This window comes from Paenibacillus sp. NAIST15-1, assembly GCF_001894745.1.
Taxonomy (GTDB): domain Bacteria; phylum Bacillota; class Bacilli; order Paenibacillales; family Paenibacillaceae; genus Paenibacillus_B; species Paenibacillus_B suaedae.
On record NZ_BBYF01000027.1, the window covers coordinates 1 to 16,483 of the forward strand.

The 16,483-nt window shown below is 48.5% G+C and carries 15 protein-coding genes; all 15 read right to left on the reverse strand.

The genetic code is table 11. The annotated features are described in order from the left end of the window. Positions 1 to 630: 630 nt before the first annotated feature. The gene (gene lysS, locus PBN151_RS29125; RefSeq protein WP_065292137.1) at positions 631 to 2,136 is read right to left on the reverse strand and encodes a lysine--tRNA ligase; all 1,506 of its coding nucleotides are present in this window, start codon (positions 2,134 to 2,136) and stop codon (positions 631 to 633) included. Between the two features lie 217 nt (positions 2,137 to 2,353). Beyond that, on the reverse strand, positions 2,354 to 2,830 hold the full coding sequence (gene greA / locus PBN151_RS29130) for a transcription elongation factor GreA (protein ID WP_021255209.1): 477 nt from the start codon (positions 2,828 to 2,830) through the stop codon (positions 2,354 to 2,356). A gap of 301 nt (positions 2,831 to 3,131) precedes the next feature. Next, positions 3,132 to 4,133, reverse strand: coding sequence for a tRNA dihydrouridine synthase DusB (dusB, locus tag PBN151_RS29135; protein WP_021255208.1), 1,002 nt, complete (start codon positions 4,131 to 4,133; stop codon positions 3,132 to 3,134). Between the two features lie 89 nt (positions 4,134 to 4,222). Then, a complete protein-coding gene (locus tag PBN151_RS29140) occupies positions 4,223 to 4,438 on the reverse strand; it encodes a helix-turn-helix domain-containing protein (RefSeq protein ID WP_072732107.1) in 216 nt (71 codons plus the stop codon). Beyond that, on the reverse strand, positions 4,381 to 4,941 hold the full coding sequence (gene folK, locus PBN151_RS29145; protein WP_072732140.1) for a 2-amino-4-hydroxy-6-hydroxymethyldihydropteridine diphosphokinase: 561 nt from the start codon (positions 4,939 to 4,941) through the stop codon (positions 4,381 to 4,383). The genes PBN151_RS29140 and folK overlap by 58 nt, the downstream gene beginning before the upstream one ends. A gap of 54 nt (positions 4,942 to 4,995) precedes the next feature. Further along, positions 4,996 to 5,409, reverse strand: a complete 414-nt coding sequence (folB, locus tag PBN151_RS29150; RefSeq protein ID WP_072732108.1) for a dihydroneopterin aldolase — start codon at positions 5,407 to 5,409, stop codon at positions 4,996 to 4,998. A gap of 44 nt (positions 5,410 to 5,453) precedes the next feature. Next, complete coding sequence (gene folP, locus PBN151_RS29155) at positions 5,454 to 6,320, reverse strand: dihydropteroate synthase (RefSeq protein ID WP_072732109.1); 867 nt, start codon at positions 6,318 to 6,320, stop codon at positions 5,454 to 5,456. A gap of 124 nt (positions 6,321 to 6,444) precedes the next feature. Then, the gene (locus PBN151_RS29160) at positions 6,445 to 7,329 is read right to left on the reverse strand and encodes an aminotransferase class IV (RefSeq protein WP_072732110.1); all 885 of its coding nucleotides are present in this window, start codon (positions 7,327 to 7,329) and stop codon (positions 6,445 to 6,447) included. Beyond that, positions 7,329 to 7,904: an aminodeoxychorismate/anthranilate synthase component II gene (gene pabA / locus PBN151_RS29165; RefSeq protein WP_021260676.1), complete on the reverse strand. Its 576-nt coding sequence runs from the start codon at positions 7,902 to 7,904 to the stop codon at positions 7,329 to 7,331. Before pabA ends, PBN151_RS29160 begins: the two co-directional genes overlap by 1 nt. Before the next feature lie 49 nt (positions 7,905 to 7,953). After that, complete coding sequence (locus PBN151_RS29170) at positions 7,954 to 9,597, reverse strand: anthranilate synthase component I family protein (protein ID WP_072732111.1); 1,644 nt, start codon at positions 9,595 to 9,597, stop codon at positions 7,954 to 7,956. Positions 9,598 to 9,828: 231 nt separating this feature from the next. Beyond that, positions 9,829 to 10,767 carry a cysteine synthase A gene (gene cysK / locus PBN151_RS29175; RefSeq protein ID WP_021255200.1) on the reverse strand — a complete coding sequence of 313 codons (939 nt, stop codon included), beginning with the start codon at positions 10,765 to 10,767 and terminating at the stop codon, positions 9,829 to 9,831. A 204-nt stretch (positions 10,768 to 10,971) separates the two neighbouring features. Further along, entirely contained in the window at positions 10,972 to 11,913 is a 942-nt protein-coding gene (locus PBN151_RS29180) for a SurA N-terminal domain-containing protein (protein WP_072732112.1), read from the reverse strand. Between the two features lie 57 nt (positions 11,914 to 11,970). Beyond that, positions 11,971 to 12,903, reverse strand: coding sequence for an Hsp33 family molecular chaperone HslO (gene hslO, locus PBN151_RS29185; RefSeq protein ID WP_072732113.1), 933 nt, complete (start codon positions 12,901 to 12,903; stop codon positions 11,971 to 11,973). A 64-nt stretch (positions 12,904 to 12,967) separates the two neighbouring features. Further along, positions 12,968 to 13,738 (reverse strand): type III pantothenate kinase, encoded by a 771-nt coding sequence (locus tag PBN151_RS29190; protein WP_021255197.1) that lies wholly within the window; start codon positions 13,736 to 13,738, stop codon positions 12,968 to 12,970. A 507-nt stretch (positions 13,739 to 14,245) separates the two neighbouring features. Then, on the reverse strand, positions 14,246 to 16,399 hold the full coding sequence (ftsH, locus tag PBN151_RS29195; protein WP_072732114.1) for an ATP-dependent zinc metalloprotease FtsH: 2,154 nt from the start codon (positions 16,397 to 16,399) through the stop codon (positions 14,246 to 14,248). Positions 16,400 to 16,483: the final 84 nt, after the last annotated feature.

The following is a 16,483-nucleotide window of genomic DNA, read 5'->3' on the forward strand; positions in this document are numbered from 1 at the left end:
ACGTTGCTCGTTGTTCAGTTTTCAAAGAACAATCTTCAATCCAGCGCTTCGGCTTATTGCCTCTTTCGCTTTCGTTCACCGCGTCTCTCAGCGGCGACTCATATAATATATCACGACCACCAATAGTATGCAACAGGTAAAAAATTACTATTTCAATTTTATACAATCTCCCCTATTGAACTGTGCATAAAACCGCTCTACAAAAGGCTTTTTCGTGATTGATATTTCAATTGGCCCTACTTATAACTACCCCATTCCCCCTGTTTTACACAGCTAAAGGCTATATTCATGATTGTACACAATAATAGCAGCAGCTATCTGCATGCCCCACTAAACCACAAGCAATATCCATCTTATCGTCTTCATTCATCCGAACATACATGTTCTTTCATTTTCCTACATCCAGTGCAAACACCCGACTTCTTCAGTGTAGTCCCATGACACTTCTACATATTTCATCGCTATACCTGATGATTCAACCGCATACGATCACCGTAATTGAAATAATACTATTTATTCATTACATCTTTACCTTCTTTCTAATGGAATAGTAGCTATCTCCGAACGAATTAAAAAAGGATCGAACCTAGGCCTAAACCTAGGAGCGATCCTTACTATTGTACATTTATCTTAGTTGCTGCGCTCACGCATGTGAGGGAACAACAGTACGTCACGAATGGACGGCGCATTCGTAAGCAGCATAACGAGGCGGTCTACACCGATGCCAAGTCCACCTGTTGGCGGCATGCCGTATTCCAATGCACGAATGAAGTCATCGTCCATTTCATGTGCTTCATCGTTACCATGCTCACGCTCTTCCAATTGCGCCTCAAAGCGTTGACGCTGATCGATTGGATCATTAAGCTCTGAGAATGCATTTGCATGTTCACGCGCAACGATGAACAACTCGAAGCGATCTGTGAAGCGCGGATCCTTGTCGTTCTTCTTCGCAAGCGGAGAAATTTCAACCGGATGGCCCGTAACGAATGTTGGCTGAATCAACGTTTCTTCTACGAATTCTTCGAAGAATGCATTCAGAATATGACCGAATGTATGGTGCGGCTCCACCTTCACATTATGTTCCTTCGCAACACGATGCGCCTCTTCGTCTGTCATCTGTGCGGAGAAATCAACACCTGTCACTTCTTTAACTGCATCCACCATCGTTACACGGCGCCATTGCGGCGTCAGATCAACTTCGTGGTTCTGATACTGAATCTTCGTTGTCCCCAACACTTCTTGTGCAATATGCGCAACCAGATTTTCCGTCAGGTTCATGATATCGTTGTAATCTGCATATGCCTCATACAATTCAATCATTGTGAATTCCGGATTGTGTCGTGTTGAAATCCCTTCGTTGCGATATACGCGGCCTATTTCGTACACTTTCTCTAATCCGCCCACGATCAAGCGCTTCAAGTGGAGCTCAATCGCAATACGCATGTAGAGTGTCATGTCGAGTGCATTATGATGCGTGATGAACGGACGTGCTGCCGCACCACCAGCGATTGCATGGAGTGTTGGTGTCTCCACTTCCAAGTATCCATGGGAATCCAAATAGCGACGCATCGATTGAATAATACGCGAGCGAGTGACGAACGTCTGCTGAACATCCGGGTTCATAATCAAGTCAACATAGCGCTGACGGTAACGCATTTCTACGTCCTTCAGGCCATGGTATTTCTCTGGAAGCGGCAAGAGCGACTTCGACAAAATCTCAAGCTCCAGCACTTTAATGGACAATTCACCTGTCTTCGTCTTGAATACCGTACCACGAACACCAATGATGTCACCTAGGTCAAGCAGGCTGTAAGCTTCAAATTTTTTCTCATCGATTGTATCTTGACGAACATAAATTTGAATACGGCCGGACAAGTCCTGGATGTGCGCGAAGCTAGCTTTACCCATGCCGCGCTTAGCCATGATACGTCCTGCAAGGCTAACCTCTACACCTGCTTCTTGGAGCTCATCCTTCTCCATCCCGTCATACTTATCGAGCACTTCTTTGGCAGTTGCTGTACGCTCATATTTTGTTCCGAACGGATCTACGCCCAGCTTGCGAAGCTCGTCCAATTTGTTGCGGCGAATTTGCAGCAATTCACTTAATTCCGTTTCTTGATTGACGACGTCCGTCATTACACTCCACTCCTTGTATAATTAAATCGAAATATTCCATGATGTATGATAAATGCTTGGGAACGGCACTTATTCTTTCACGTTCTTTCATTTCTTTTCATGAAAAAAAGGGGACAATGTCCTCACACCGCCGATTGGTGAAAAAAGCTTCCATGTATGGAAGCTTTCATCCCAACTTCTCACGCTTGACGCCACAAGCTGCTTAGCCGCAGCTCAATTAGCGCTTAATCTCGAGAATTTTGTATTGAATCACGCCTGCAGGAACGTTCACGTCCACAGTTGTGCCCTTTTGCTTGCCCAAAATTGCCTTGCCTACCGGGCTTTCATTCGAAATCCGGTTCTTCAATGGATCGGATTCAGCAGTACCGACAATTGTATATTCCATCTTGTCGCCGAATTCCAAATCCTCAACGATTACCGTCGAACCAATGCTTACAAGATCTGTGTCAATGTCATCGTTGTTAATGATCCGTGCGTTGCGAAGCATTTTTTCCAATGTAATGATACGACCTTCAATGAATGCTTGTTCATTCTTCGCATCTTCATATTCGGAGTTCTCGCTGATGTCGCCGTAGCCGATCGCTACTTTAATCCGCTCTGCCACTTCACGACGTTTAACGGATTTGAGGTTTTCAAGCTCATCCTCCAGCTTCTTCAGACCGTCCTGGGTCAGAATGACTTCTTTATCGCTCATCTTACCGATTCTCCTGTCATGATATATTTCGCATCCAGCCTCAGGGCTGCTAACAACGATCGATGCGAATGCAGCCGATGCGAATGCTATAGTTCATCATATGGCTTGATTGCCACATCATGACTCCACAACTTGGTCGTTCTTTGTCATACATAGTCGTGTAATATACACCAAGCCCGAGGCCAATTTTCTATTGTTGAATTATATGGGATGGATTTGCAAAAGTCAATGAGACCGCACATGCCCTTGAAAACGCTTCGATCCCCTGAACATGCGCCCGTAACAGCCTCTATTGCAGCAATTACTGAACCGTTGATTCAGCCTCTTGCTTCTCATTCACTTGACGTACATACTCCTCCAGCATGCGGGCAACCTCATCACGGCGTGTCTCTTCCATGATGGCATCCTTCACACGCGCGGCAGAAGGCAATCCCTTCAAGTACCATGCCAGATGCTTACGCATCTCCTTCACCGCAACCTGCTCCCCCTTAAGTGCAATAAGGCGATCCATATGAACAAGCGCAATACGAACTTTCTCTTCTGCCGACGGATCTGGGAGCAGCTCTCCTGTCGTCAAATATTCAATCGTGCGATACAGCATCCACGGATTGCCGAGTGCACCGCGTCCAATCATGACGCCGTCGCATCCCGTCTCTTCCAGCATACGCTTCGCGTCTTCTGGAGTGAACACATCCCCGTTGCCGATAACCGGAATCGAGACATTTTCCTTAACTTGGCGAATATAGCTCCAGTCCGCTTGACCCGTATACAGCTGCTCGCGTGTGCGCCCATGTACACTGACCGCTTGACCACCAGCACGCTCAACAGCTTTGGCATTCTCCACTACATAAATGTGATCGTGATCCCAGCCGATTCGCATCTTCACCGTAACCGGTTTATCAACAGCATCAACAACGGCCGACACCATCTCATAGATCTTCTCCGGGTTAAGGAGCCAGCGAGCGCCTGCATCGCATTTTGTTACCTTCGGTACAGGGCAACCCATATTGATATCAATAATATCGGCATTTGAATCTTTATCGACAATTTTGGCAGCTTCGACAAGCGATTTGCGATCCCCGCCAAAAATCTGCAGACTAAGCGGCTTCTCCCGATCGTCTACATACAGCATCTCACGAGTACGCTCATTGCCGTGAACAAGCGCCTTGTCACTAACCATTTCTGCGCATACGAGTCCGCATCCGAATTCCTTCGCAATGAGGCGGAAGGCAGGGTTGCACACCCCAGCCATGGGCGCAAGCACGACTTGGTTTTTCATTTCTATATTTGCAATTTTCAGCATTGCTCGCACTCCTTTCAACTCTATCCCTATCCATATGGCTGATATGCCACACGGTTATCTATACAAAACAGGATTACCAATGTTCCATTTTACCGAAAGGAACCTGGTGATGCCAGTTCATCATGTGAAATATTTAATTGCTTGCATATTTCTTTCATTATCTGATCATCAATCTGCCGATTTCCCCGCTCGATTTCACCAAGCACGGATACTGAGATGCGCACGCGTTCAGACAGCTGCTGCTGCGTCAATCCTCGAAGCTTGCGGAAAGCTCGGATTCGCTTGGCCACTTGCAAGGACTCCACTTCCGAATACCTTCCTTTCCATCCAGTGTTCCCAAGGCATGATGAACGAATGCGTGCAATTCGACAGCCGACTCCGGAACAATATCAGCAAGCGGCACGAGTACGAACAGCCGCTCTCCCATACGAGGATGCGGCAATGTAAGCAGGTCTGTATTCCATGAAGTATCGCCCATCCATAGCAAATCCAAATCAATGACGCGCGGGCCCCAGCGAATATCCCGCACTCGCCCCATTTGCTTCTCAATCGCAAGCATCGCCATCAGCAGTTCATCAGGCTGCAACGTTGTCCGAACACAAGCTGTCATGTTTAGAAAGGCAGGCTGATCCTCATATCCAACCGGATCTGTCTCGTAAATCGCAGAACATCGCACAACTTGAATCTGCTCCTGAGCTTGAAGATGTGTCAACGCATCATACAAGGCCCGCTCCCGCTCACCAATATTTGCACCTAGTGCAATATAAGCAGTCTGCTCTCCAGTATGTGTCACTGGATTGTAATCCATTCCTGCTTTCTCAAGCTCGCTACCGGAGAAATCCGTCTTCATTCCATCCATCTGCTATGCCCCGCTCCCGCTTGAACTCGATTCCGCCCGTACTCTCGTCATCTCAATCGTTACGCCTTGGAAATGTATATCGAACGGCGGGTTCGGCTTCGTTACGCGTACTGTTGCTTCTGAAATCAATGCATATTGCTCGAATAGGACGGCTGCAATACGTTCTGTCAATGCTTCGACAAGCTGATAGGACTCTTCTTCAACAATCTGCTTCACTGTATTATAGATTTCGGCATAATTGATCGAATGCTCAAGCTGATCAGATTCGCCAGCCGTGCGCAGATCTATTTGCAAGTCAAGATCGACAATCCAGCGCTGACCCAATCTCCGTTCCTCTTCGAATACACCATGCCGCCCGAACAATTCAATCCGATGCAACTGCATACGGTCAGGTTTCGATACTTTCGTATTCACCATGAATATACTCCCCTTCTATGACAAAATAGGGTAATGTCACACCATTACTTCTCTGCGGCTCCATTTCGTTCTCTTGGATATAGCATAGCATCACACATCCGAACGGTCTGAACGATTTCCGATACATCGTGTACCCGCACAATTTGGCAGCCTTGGGCTACTCCCAACACAACCGTAGCTGCCGTCCCTTGAATAAGAGCATCCACAGGAAGCTGCAGTGTCTCACGGATGAACCGCTTGCGTGAAGTTCCCAGCAATACTGGGTACCCAAGCTCAACAAGCTCATCCAAATGATGCATGAGTTCCAAGTTATCCTCGTAGTCCTTGGCAAAACCAATCCCCGGATCCAGCCAAATATTTCGTTCTTCGACACCCGCTACCTTGGCAATCGCCACACTCTCCAGCAAATCCCGCTTCACATCATCCACATACTGCTCATAATTCCGTTCAGTACGGTTATGCATTAGAATGATGGGACAGTCATAAGAAGCTGCGACACGTGCCATCTCCGGCTCCCGCTTGCAGCCCCAAATATCATTCAAAATATGAGCTCCCGCTTCTAACGCTTGTCTACCGACTTCCGCCTTGTACGTATCGATGGACAATGGGATATGAGGCATTGCCTCATGAAGCGCCTCTATAACGGGAATAACGCGGCGCAGCTCCTCTGCTTCTCCGACCGGTTCATGGCCAGGGCGTGTTGACTCTCCGCCTATATCGATAATGTCTACGCCTTGCGCGACCATTTCCTTGGCATGCTCGATTGCACGATCGATGCGATCATAACATCCTCCATCGGAGAAGGAGTCCGGCGTAACATTCAATATCCCTTGCACCAAGGTACGGTCGCCCAGTATTAATTCTGCTTGATTCCATTTATACGTGTGCTTCCAAAATGTTGGCTGCAACATATACGCATCCCCCTCCCTGCCATCGTAGCCGATCCAACTTAAAATTCCTTATACCGTCATCACCGGGCATAACGGAACTTACTATTCGCAAGTTTCATGCACTCTCTAAATCAATCTCGTTAACCTACATCCTGTGAACTGTAGAGGTGCGATACAGATTCAGCAGCTCGCGCGTACAAGCACCTATCCGTCCGTTGCCCACCTGTCTCTTCTCACCTTCTGCATCGACAAGAGTCGTCACCGGTACAAGTTCCTGAATGGAGGTTGTCAGGAATACTTCATCTGCCTTCCATAGCTGTCCCCAACCATACTTACCTTCCTCAACATGCATACCTGCCTGGCCCGCTAGCTCCATGACCCACTGCCTTGTAATACCAGGCAGAATGCCGGTCGATACATCTGGTGTGTACAGACGACCATCCTGAACAAAAAACACATTGCTCACGATGCCTTCGGATACATGTCCATTGCAATCCAACATGAGCCCCTCAGCTCCTAATGCGGATGAATCCATTTGTGATAACTCCCGCTTTGCAACGATATTATTCATGTATTGTCCTGACTTAAAGCGCACGTCTGTCTCGGGCCCGCTCCGCCGTGTACGAAGCAGTTGCAATGGCTTGCCGCATTCATACAGTTCTTCCTGCAAGGCAGGCAGCGACTTCACAAGCACTAACACATTCGGTTGCGTATACGCTTCCTGTGGCAGGCCAAAACCATTCTCGCCCGCACTTACGGTGTAACGAATATATGCCTCCATCAGGCCGTTCGCATCCACCACTTCTCGAATATGACGTTCAACCTGCCCCATATCCACTACATAGTCGATACCAAGCAATCTGCAAGCCGATGTCAACCGCTCCATATGCCGCTCCAACAAGAAGGGCTTCCCTCCGTAGGTGCGCATCGTTTCAAACAAGGTCATGCCGTATAAAAAGCCGTGGTCCATGACAGAAACCGCGGCTTGATCAACAGGTACTACCTTCCCATTCCAACCGATAACATCCATTATACGCTCGCCTTCGACTTTAAAAAGTTGCGCAGCATCTGATGCCCGTGATCCGTAATGATCGACTCCGGGTGGAATTGGACACCTTCAATCGGATATTCTCTATGCCGAAGCCCCATAATTTCGCCTTCTTCCGTAGAAGCCGTAATCTCGAGACATTCTGGCAGCGACTCCCGCTCCACCAATAAGGAATGATAGCGAGTTGCTGTAAACGGGCTTGGCAGCTCTTCAAACACCGACTGTCCCTCATGATAGATTGGGGATGTCTTCCCGTGCATCAATCGCTGTGCACGGACAACCTTCCCGCCGAATGCCTGTCCAATTGCCTGATGACCTAAGCATACACCGAAGATAGGGATCTTGCCCTTGAAATGTGCAATGACATCAAGTGTTATTCCTGCTTCGTTCGGTGTGCACGGCCCAGGTGACAGCAGCAGATGATCCGGTTGCAGCTTCTCAATGCCTTCAATGTCGATTTCGTCATTGCGGTATACTTCCACCTGCTCCCCAAGCTCCCCTAAATATTGAACCAAGTTATACGTAAAAGAATCATAATTGTCGATAACAAGTATCATGCTAAGCTCATCCTCTCTCGGCCATGCCTGGCGGCATGCCTTACCTAATCTAGTCTCCCCGCTCCATCATGTCGCGTTCGCTCAACTGTACTGCCTTCCACAAAGCCTTCGCCTTGTTCCAGCTCTCCTTATATTCACGCGCTGGATCGGAATCAATAACAATGCCCGCTCCCGCCTGAATATGGCCTACACCATCCTTCACGGTCATGGTGCGGATAATTATATTAAATTCCATGTCGCCATTATAGTCAATCCAGCCGAATGATCCCGTATACGGCCCTCTTCGTACTGGCTCCAATTCTTCGATGATTTCCATCGTTCTCACTTTCGGAGCTCCTGTAATCGTCCCTCCAGGGAATGTCGCTCGCAGCACGTCGAAGGCGTCTTTGCCGGCCGCCAGCTTCCCTTTCACCTCAGAAACCAAATGCATAACATGCGAGTAATATTCAATTGTCATTAACTCATCCACCCGCACGGAGCCGTATTCCGATATGCGTCCAACATCATTGCGCTCTAGATCAACGAGCATAATATGCTCGGCCCGCTCCTTCTCATTCGTACGCAGCTCTTCTGCCATGCGGGCATCCTCTTCCGGGGTATGCCCTCTCCGTCTCGTGCCTGCAATCGGACGAGTGCTCACTTCCCCATCCTTCAGGCCAACCAGAAGCTCGGGGGAACAAGAAACAAGCTGGAAGTCAGGGAAACGAAGCAGTCCCATGTATGGAGATGGGTTAAGCACCCTCAACCATTCATAGAGCCGTTCCGGAGTTTCACGCAGCGCACGCATCTGTCTCATGGACAGGTTTACTTGAAAGACATCACCTTGACCAATATATTGCTGAATCTGCCGTACAGCCTCCTCAAAATCCTCCTTCGGAAATGCCGTCTGTACACCTTCCAGCACATCCACATCGAGAAGATTGCCTTCCTCCAGACAGCGGCGACGAAGCTCAGCGGCCTGCTTCGCCTCATCTGTACGGCAAGATTCCCACCAGACATCCCAGCGCTTCTTCAACTTATCTGCACGCTGGTGAGCAAGCTCATAGTGGTTAGATACCCATTCCTCATATATGGATTCAGCGGTCTGACTGGAGGACTCATCCTCCTTCATTTGGCGCTTGTACGCCGGTGATGCGCATGGATCAACCTCCGTCATGACCGCACAGTATAGCGCTTGTTCCTCATGATCGACAATCCATAGCTCATTCATTTGCATAAACACATAATCGGGAAGATCCAAATCATCCGCCGCCAATTCGGGGAGCCGCTCAATGGATCTAGCAATGTCATAGCTTATATAGCCAACACATCCCCCAGTGAACTTCGGAAGCCCCTCTATGCGCGGCCCACGGTAAGGTGACATCCATTCCTTCACCATTTCTAACGGAGCTCCCTTGCGTACCTGTTCATTTCCGTCTGACAGGACGATGTGTGCGGAATACCCCTTCCCTCTAATCATAGATACGGGGTCTAACCCCACAATCGTATAGCGTCCACCCTTCCCGCTCTCCAGTACGAAGGTGCTCTGCCCTGCATCTGCCCATGCCGATTCCCAAGAAGGAATGTGCGTACTTCCTTCCTGCAACTCATACTTAACCACGTACGGAAGGATCGTGTATTGATTATCGATATAGCAGCGCCATTGCTCTTGTGCGATAAGCGCCTGTCCACTTAGTACTGTTGATTGAACCATATGACCACCTCTTCACCCTAGTCCATCATTCCTGCTTATCGATCCCAACTTTCCTTGGATGATAATCATTATCGGATTACTGATTAGTATAAACAATGAAACTACGGATGAAAAGATGAACCACTTACATTTTCTGCATTTTCCTTCATATAAAAATCCCCCCATCTCAGCTATCGTATAGAAGCATTATGCTTCCAAGTACACAGTTGGATGAGGGGATGTATTCATTTCTTAATCTTCAAAATTAAATAACGGTGTGCTTAAATAACGTTCGCCGTTGCTTGGTACGACTGCAACAATACGCTTTCCGGCTCCCAATTCCTTCGCAAGCTGCAATGCAGCATAGATCGCAGCCCCCGAGGAGATGCCGACTAAGATGCCTTCTTCCTTCGCAACACGGCGCGCTATCTCAAATGCATCTTCATTCTCAACCGTAATAATTCGATCATAAATCTCACGGTTCAATATATCAGGTACGAAGTTTGCCCCGATCCCTTGGATTTTGTGGGGGCCTGGCTTGCCTCCAGACAATAATGGAGATGAGGCTGGCTCCACCGCTGCAATTTGAATGCCGGGGAAGTTCTCCTTCAGCACTTCACCAGCACCAGAGATTGTTCCCCCTGTGCCAATGCCAGCGATAAACGCATCCAGCTTGCCATCGAGCGATTGAATCGCTTCGACAATTTCTGGACCTGTCGTCTCCCGATGAATCTTGACGTTCGCTTGATTCTTGAATTGTTGCGGAATGAAATAAGTAGGGTTCTCTTGTGCCAGCTCTTCAGCCTTGCGAACCGCACCATTCATTCCTTCTGCCCCCGGAGTAAGCACAAGCTCAGCCCCATATGCGCGCAGGAGATTGCGGCGCTCAATGCTCATCGTCTCAGGCATAACCAATATGGCCTTATATCCCTTCGCAGCAGCTACCATTGCAAGTCCAATGCCCGTATTGCCGCTCGTCGGCTCTACAATGGTATCTCCCGGCTTCAATATGCCTTCCTGCTCGGCTACCTCAATCATACTTATTGCGATCCGGTCTTTGACACTGGAGCCCGGATTCTGATATTCCAGCTTCACATAAATTTCGGCGCTGTCTTCCGGTACAATTCGATTCAGGCGTACAAGTGGAGTATCCCCGATTAGTTCGGTCACGCTATTGACGATTCTTGGCATAGAGAGCCCTCCCACAGGTTAATAGGAATTGAAATATTTCCGACTAATTCACTAGGTTTTAACTTATATTAGCAAGCCAATAGTCGAATGTCAATAGACCTACTCAAAAATATTCCAAGATTTCTCGTTCTTTGTCTGAAAAATAACAAAAAGCCCGCCCGAATAAATCATCTTATTCGGACGGACTACTATTCATGTCAACACTTACTGTGATGAAAAGGCTGCATCTGCAATTGACGCGCCGTATTTCTCTCGGAGCGCTTTTCTCCATTGTACTAATGGAGGAGACTTCTCCAGCGCGATTTCTTTGCGAATACGCTCACGCATCTCATCATGTTGTTCAGGCCTTACTTCCTTCTTGCCAGTAAGCTGGATAATCGCATATCCATCCTTAATCTTAACCGGCTTCGAAGTATCGCCTACTTCCATCAAGGACACTTGGTTCAGTTCCGCGTGATCGATGAATGGATCATCCTCATCAATCCACCCTATTCTCCCACCCTGCTGTGAAGAGAAGGAGTCAAGAGAAAGCTCGCCTGCAAGGAAACCGAAAGATTCTCCTTGCTTAATGCGGCCAATAATTGCTTCCGCGTCAGCGACGTTCGATACTGTGATATGTGCCATTTGATAGGAGTTGATTGGCTCGTATTCACCCTTATGTTCACGCATGTACTCGTCAATATCAGCATCACCGATATCAATGCCGTACGTTGCGATTTTTTCCAATAGGAGTTGATTGCGCATGTCTTGGCTTAATTGTTCCGGACTCATTCCTAGTTGTTCTTTCATCGCTTGGTAATAAGCCTCTTCACTTTCATAACCCTTCATCTGACGCTTAATCTCTCGGGTGACTTCTTCAGAAGTCACCTCAACCCCGAGCGACTTCGCTTCCTGCTCAGCCGCTCGGTTCGTCAGCATCTGCTCCAGTACTAACCCACCGTACTGCTGCTCCAATTCTCTGTTCCACTCTGCACGCGTAATCTTATGCGACCCAACTGACGCAACGACTGATGAGGAATCGGATGAAGCAGGCTCGGGGGGCCCGACCGGAACATCGAGCCGTGAAATAAGTATGCCTGCAAGCACGATCACACAGGCAAACAATACAATAATACAGCCCCATAAGCTCTTGACTTCTCTCGTCATATCGCTTGCTTCCCTTACCTCATATTTCCTTGTAGCACGCCTGTGCTTACACTTACTTTACGATTGCGTCTTCTTCGTCACTGCCGCAGCAGCCAGCTTCTCAAGATCATCACGGTTGAAGGCATACGCCTCGTTGCAGAAATGGCATACAACTTCAGCTTTATGATCCTCATTTATAATCGCTCGCAGCTCTTCCTGTCCCAAGCTAATAAGCGTGCTTTCCACGCGTTCTCTTGAGCATTGGCATTGGAACACAAGCGACATCCGATCCATGATATGGACATCCTTCACGATCCATGTTACCAGCTCATCAAGCTCCATGCCCTGATCAAGCAAGGCTGTTACCGGAGGCAATGTGCTTAACGATTGCTCAATCTCCGTTATTTCCTCATCAGACAAGCCTGGCAGCAATTGAATAATAAATCCACCTGCATGTAGTACAGAATTGTCAGTGTCTACGAGTACGCCAAGCCCAACTGCGGATGGCGTCTGCTCCGACGTTGCAAAGTAATACGTAAAGTCCTCACCCAGTTCTCCCGAAATAATCGGAGAGCTTCCGCGGTAAGGTTCCTTTAAGCCTAGATCCTTCGTAATGTGAATGAAGCCGCTGCGGCCTACTGCTCCCGCAACATCCAGCTTGCCCTCGGCGTTGCTCGCCAAATGAACTTGGGGATGTGTCACATAGCCGCGAATCTCTCCACGCGCGTTGGCATCCGCAACGACCTGACCAATAGGGCCATCACCCTTGACTTGTACCGTAAGCTTCTCTTCGCCCTTCAGCATCGCACCCATCATTGCAGCAGCCGTTACTGTACGCCCTAATGCAGCTGTTGCTGTTGGGTATGTACCGTGGCGACGTTGCAGCTCATTAACCAAGTTAGTCGTGCGCGCAGCAAAAATCCGTACCTTTCCACCTAATCCAGTCCCACGGATAAGCATATCCTGCACGGTATCTTGAGTGATGTTCTGTTGTTGCTTGCTCTCTTCCATGAGTGCCTCCTGTTGCCTTACATATTTTAAAAACGAATGACAGTTTACAACGATTTTCTCTATATTATTGGTTACGATTGTAAATGAGACGCAGCCCCTCAAGGGTCAGCAGTGGATTCGTCGTATCAATTGTACGCGATTCGCTTGCAATGAGCTCCGCCAAGCCACCGGTTGCAACGACCTTAGGTTGTGCGCCTAGTTCTTGGCTTATGCGATCCACGATCCCATCAACTTGTCCAGCGTATCCGAATATGATGCCTGCCTGCATGGAATGAACCGTATTGCGGCCAATAACGGACTTCGGCTTCGTCAGTTCAATACGAGGGAGCTTTGCTGCACGCTGATAGAGCGCCTCCGTAGAGATGCCAATCCCCGGAACGATTGCCCCGCCCAAGTAATTGCCTTGCACATCAATCACATCAAAAGTTGTCGCTGTACCGAAATCGACAACTACAAGCGGCATCTCACCACCGTATTGGTCGATGGCAGCAACTGCGTTCACGATGCGGTCTGCACCAACCTCACGCGGGTTTTCATATCGGATATTCAACCCTGTCTTCACGCCTGGCCCTACGATAAGCGGCGTCTTGTACAAATATGTCTCACACAAGAGTTCCATCGTAGACATAATCGGTGGAACGACAGATGAGATAATAACTCCATCGATATCCTTAACCGAAAGCCCTGCCAGTGAGAATAAGTTGTGGATCATGACACCATATTCATCCGCTGTCGCTTGACGATTCGTGGACAGCCTCCAAAAATGCTGCAGCGTCTCCTGTTGATATACACCTAGAACAATATTTGTATTTCCTACATCGATAACGAGAATCACAGTTCTATCCCTCTTTCTTCGCATTCAAGTCAAGATTGATGTCGACCGTTATAACCATGGAAACGCTTATACGGAATTGACATCGACACCGATCAACGCTTCGCCGCGAACGGTAGAGCGTGAACTCGCCCGTTGCTTCAATCTTGATGTATTCTTTACGCTCCTAGCAGGTCAGAAGAACACCTGCATGACGCATCATCAACGGTGGCAACGTTGTACGATGACAGGTTATAGTATCGCTCGTACCAACAGAAATTCCATCATTCCATCAGGCACGAGCTCCCACACCCAAGTGAAAAATCTATCATGCAGTACGGCACGAAAACCGTGATAATGATCTGCACTATGGTCTCCCGCTTGTTGTAGTCATTAACACTTAATTTACACAACGCCTATGGCTGTGTCAATTCACAATCGAGACTGCGCCAATATTTCAATAGCCATAAAAAAAGAGTGCACGCTATGGTGCACTCTTTACAATCGCCAAATCGGCGAATGAGGGCTATTCTATTGGTTCTTGTTCTTGTTGTCATCCGGATTGCCCGTGGCTTCTGTATTCGTCTCGGACTGCTCGGAAGGAGCATCCGGACGTTCAACTGCCTGTGGCTCATTGCTGCGGAAGTCCTCTGGTGAGGTTCCGTTCGGAATGTCGCCTTCCGGCTTAGCATCAGCTGGGGAATCCCACTGCGTAGGGCCAAGCTTCTCTGGCTTGCCAACAAGGTTCACCTTCACATCGCCAGTAGTCTCAATAATTGGCGTACTGGAGGATGTGCCGCCTGTCACCGGTGTACCGGCAGACTCATCTCCATCCGACTTCTTATCGGAGATGTGGCCATTCTCGATCAATTGCTTGATTTGATCAAGTTCGAGTGTCTCCAACTCAAGCAATGTATTGGCGATGAGGTTCATTTCGCGAGTATGCTTCGTCAGCAATGTCTTCGCACGCTCGTAGCACTCGTTCATGATACGCTGCATCTCCTGATCGATTTCGTAAGCAATCGCATCAGAGTAGTTCTGTTCATGACCAAGGTCACGACCGAGGAATACTTCTCCTTGACGGTTGCCGAACTGCATTGGGCCGAGCTTCTCGCTCATGCCGTACTCCATAATCATGCTGCGCACAATTCGTGTTGCTTGCTGGAAGTCACTATAAGCGCCTGTGCCGATTTCGCCGATGAACAATTCCTCAGCAACCCGACCACCAAGCAAACCTGTAACTCTGTCCAGAAGCTCTTGCTTTGTTGTAAGCATACGATCTTCCTTCGGCAGCATGATGACGTATCCGCCAGCACGTCCGCGAGGAATAATCGTAACCTTGTGCACCATATCTGCATGTTCCAAGAAGTATCCGATAATGGTATGACCGGCTTCATGGAACGCGACAATACGTTTTTCTCGATCGCTGATCATGCGGCTGCGCTTCTCTGTACCTACGATAACGCGGTCGATTGCTTCGTCCACATCTGTCATCGTAATGTCTTTATGGTTTTTGCGCGCTGCAAGCAATGCTGCTTCGTTCAGCAAGTTCTCCAAGTCAGCACCCGTAAATCCAGTTGTACGCTTGGCAATTGTATTCAGCTTCACGTCCTTGTTCAGCGGCTTGTTGCGCGCGTGAACCTTCAATACAGCTTCCCGGCCCTTCAAGTCAGGGCGATCCACTGTGATTTGGCGGTCGAAACGACCTGGACGGAGCAATGCTGGATCGAGAATATCTGGTCGGTTCGTTGCTGCGACAATGATGATTCCTTCATTGGCGCCGAAACCGTCCATCTCGACGAGCAATTGGTTAAGCGTCTGCTCCCGCTCGTCATGACCGCCGCCAAGACCGGCGCCGCGCTGACGACCAACAGCATCGATTTCATCAATAAAGATAATACAAGGAGCATTTTTCTTCGCATTTTCGAACAGGTCACGCACACGGGATGCACCGACACCGACGAACATTTCAACGAAGTCAGAACCAGAAATGCTGAAGAAAGGAACTCCTGCTTCGCCTGCAACAGCACGTGCAAGCAATGTCTTACCTGTACCTGGAGGACCGTTCAGAAGAACGCCCTTCGGTATGCGTGCGCCGAGTGCTGCGAACTTGCGCGGATCCTTAAGGAATTCGACGACCTCGACCAATTCCTGCTTCTCTTCATCCGCCCCTGCGACATCCTCGAAGGTAACACGCTTCTTCTCTTCATTATACAAGCGAGCACGGCTCTTGCCGAAATTCATGACCTTGCCGCCGCCACCCTGAGCTTGATTAAAGAAGACGAAGAACAGGATGAACATGATCACAAATGGAATGAAGGAAGTCAGAACCGTCAGCCATAGGCTTTGCTCCTCCATCTTCTTCCACGTAAGCTTGAGGGATTGCTGTGCCGTATCGGCCTTCATAATCTCCTCAATAGCTGGTGAGCTATCTGGAATATACGTTACGAACTGCTGAGATTTCTGTCCATCTGGAATTTTCTTATATTTACCGATGACCAAATATGCCCGACCTTCATATTGAATCGTCATTTCGTCTATATTGTTGGCCGCTAACTCTTTGCGAAACTGGTCATATCTCGGGGTTTCCGTGGCTTCTCCGCCGTTGCCAATGAATTGGACAATGCCGACCACGACTAGAAAAAGAATCAGATAAAAACCAGAGTTCTTAAAAAAGCGATTCATCCCCAACCTCCTCTCAAAGACACGAAATTATTGTATCATAGCACGTATTGCCATCACAACTTGACCATCTAAGCGATGAGAATG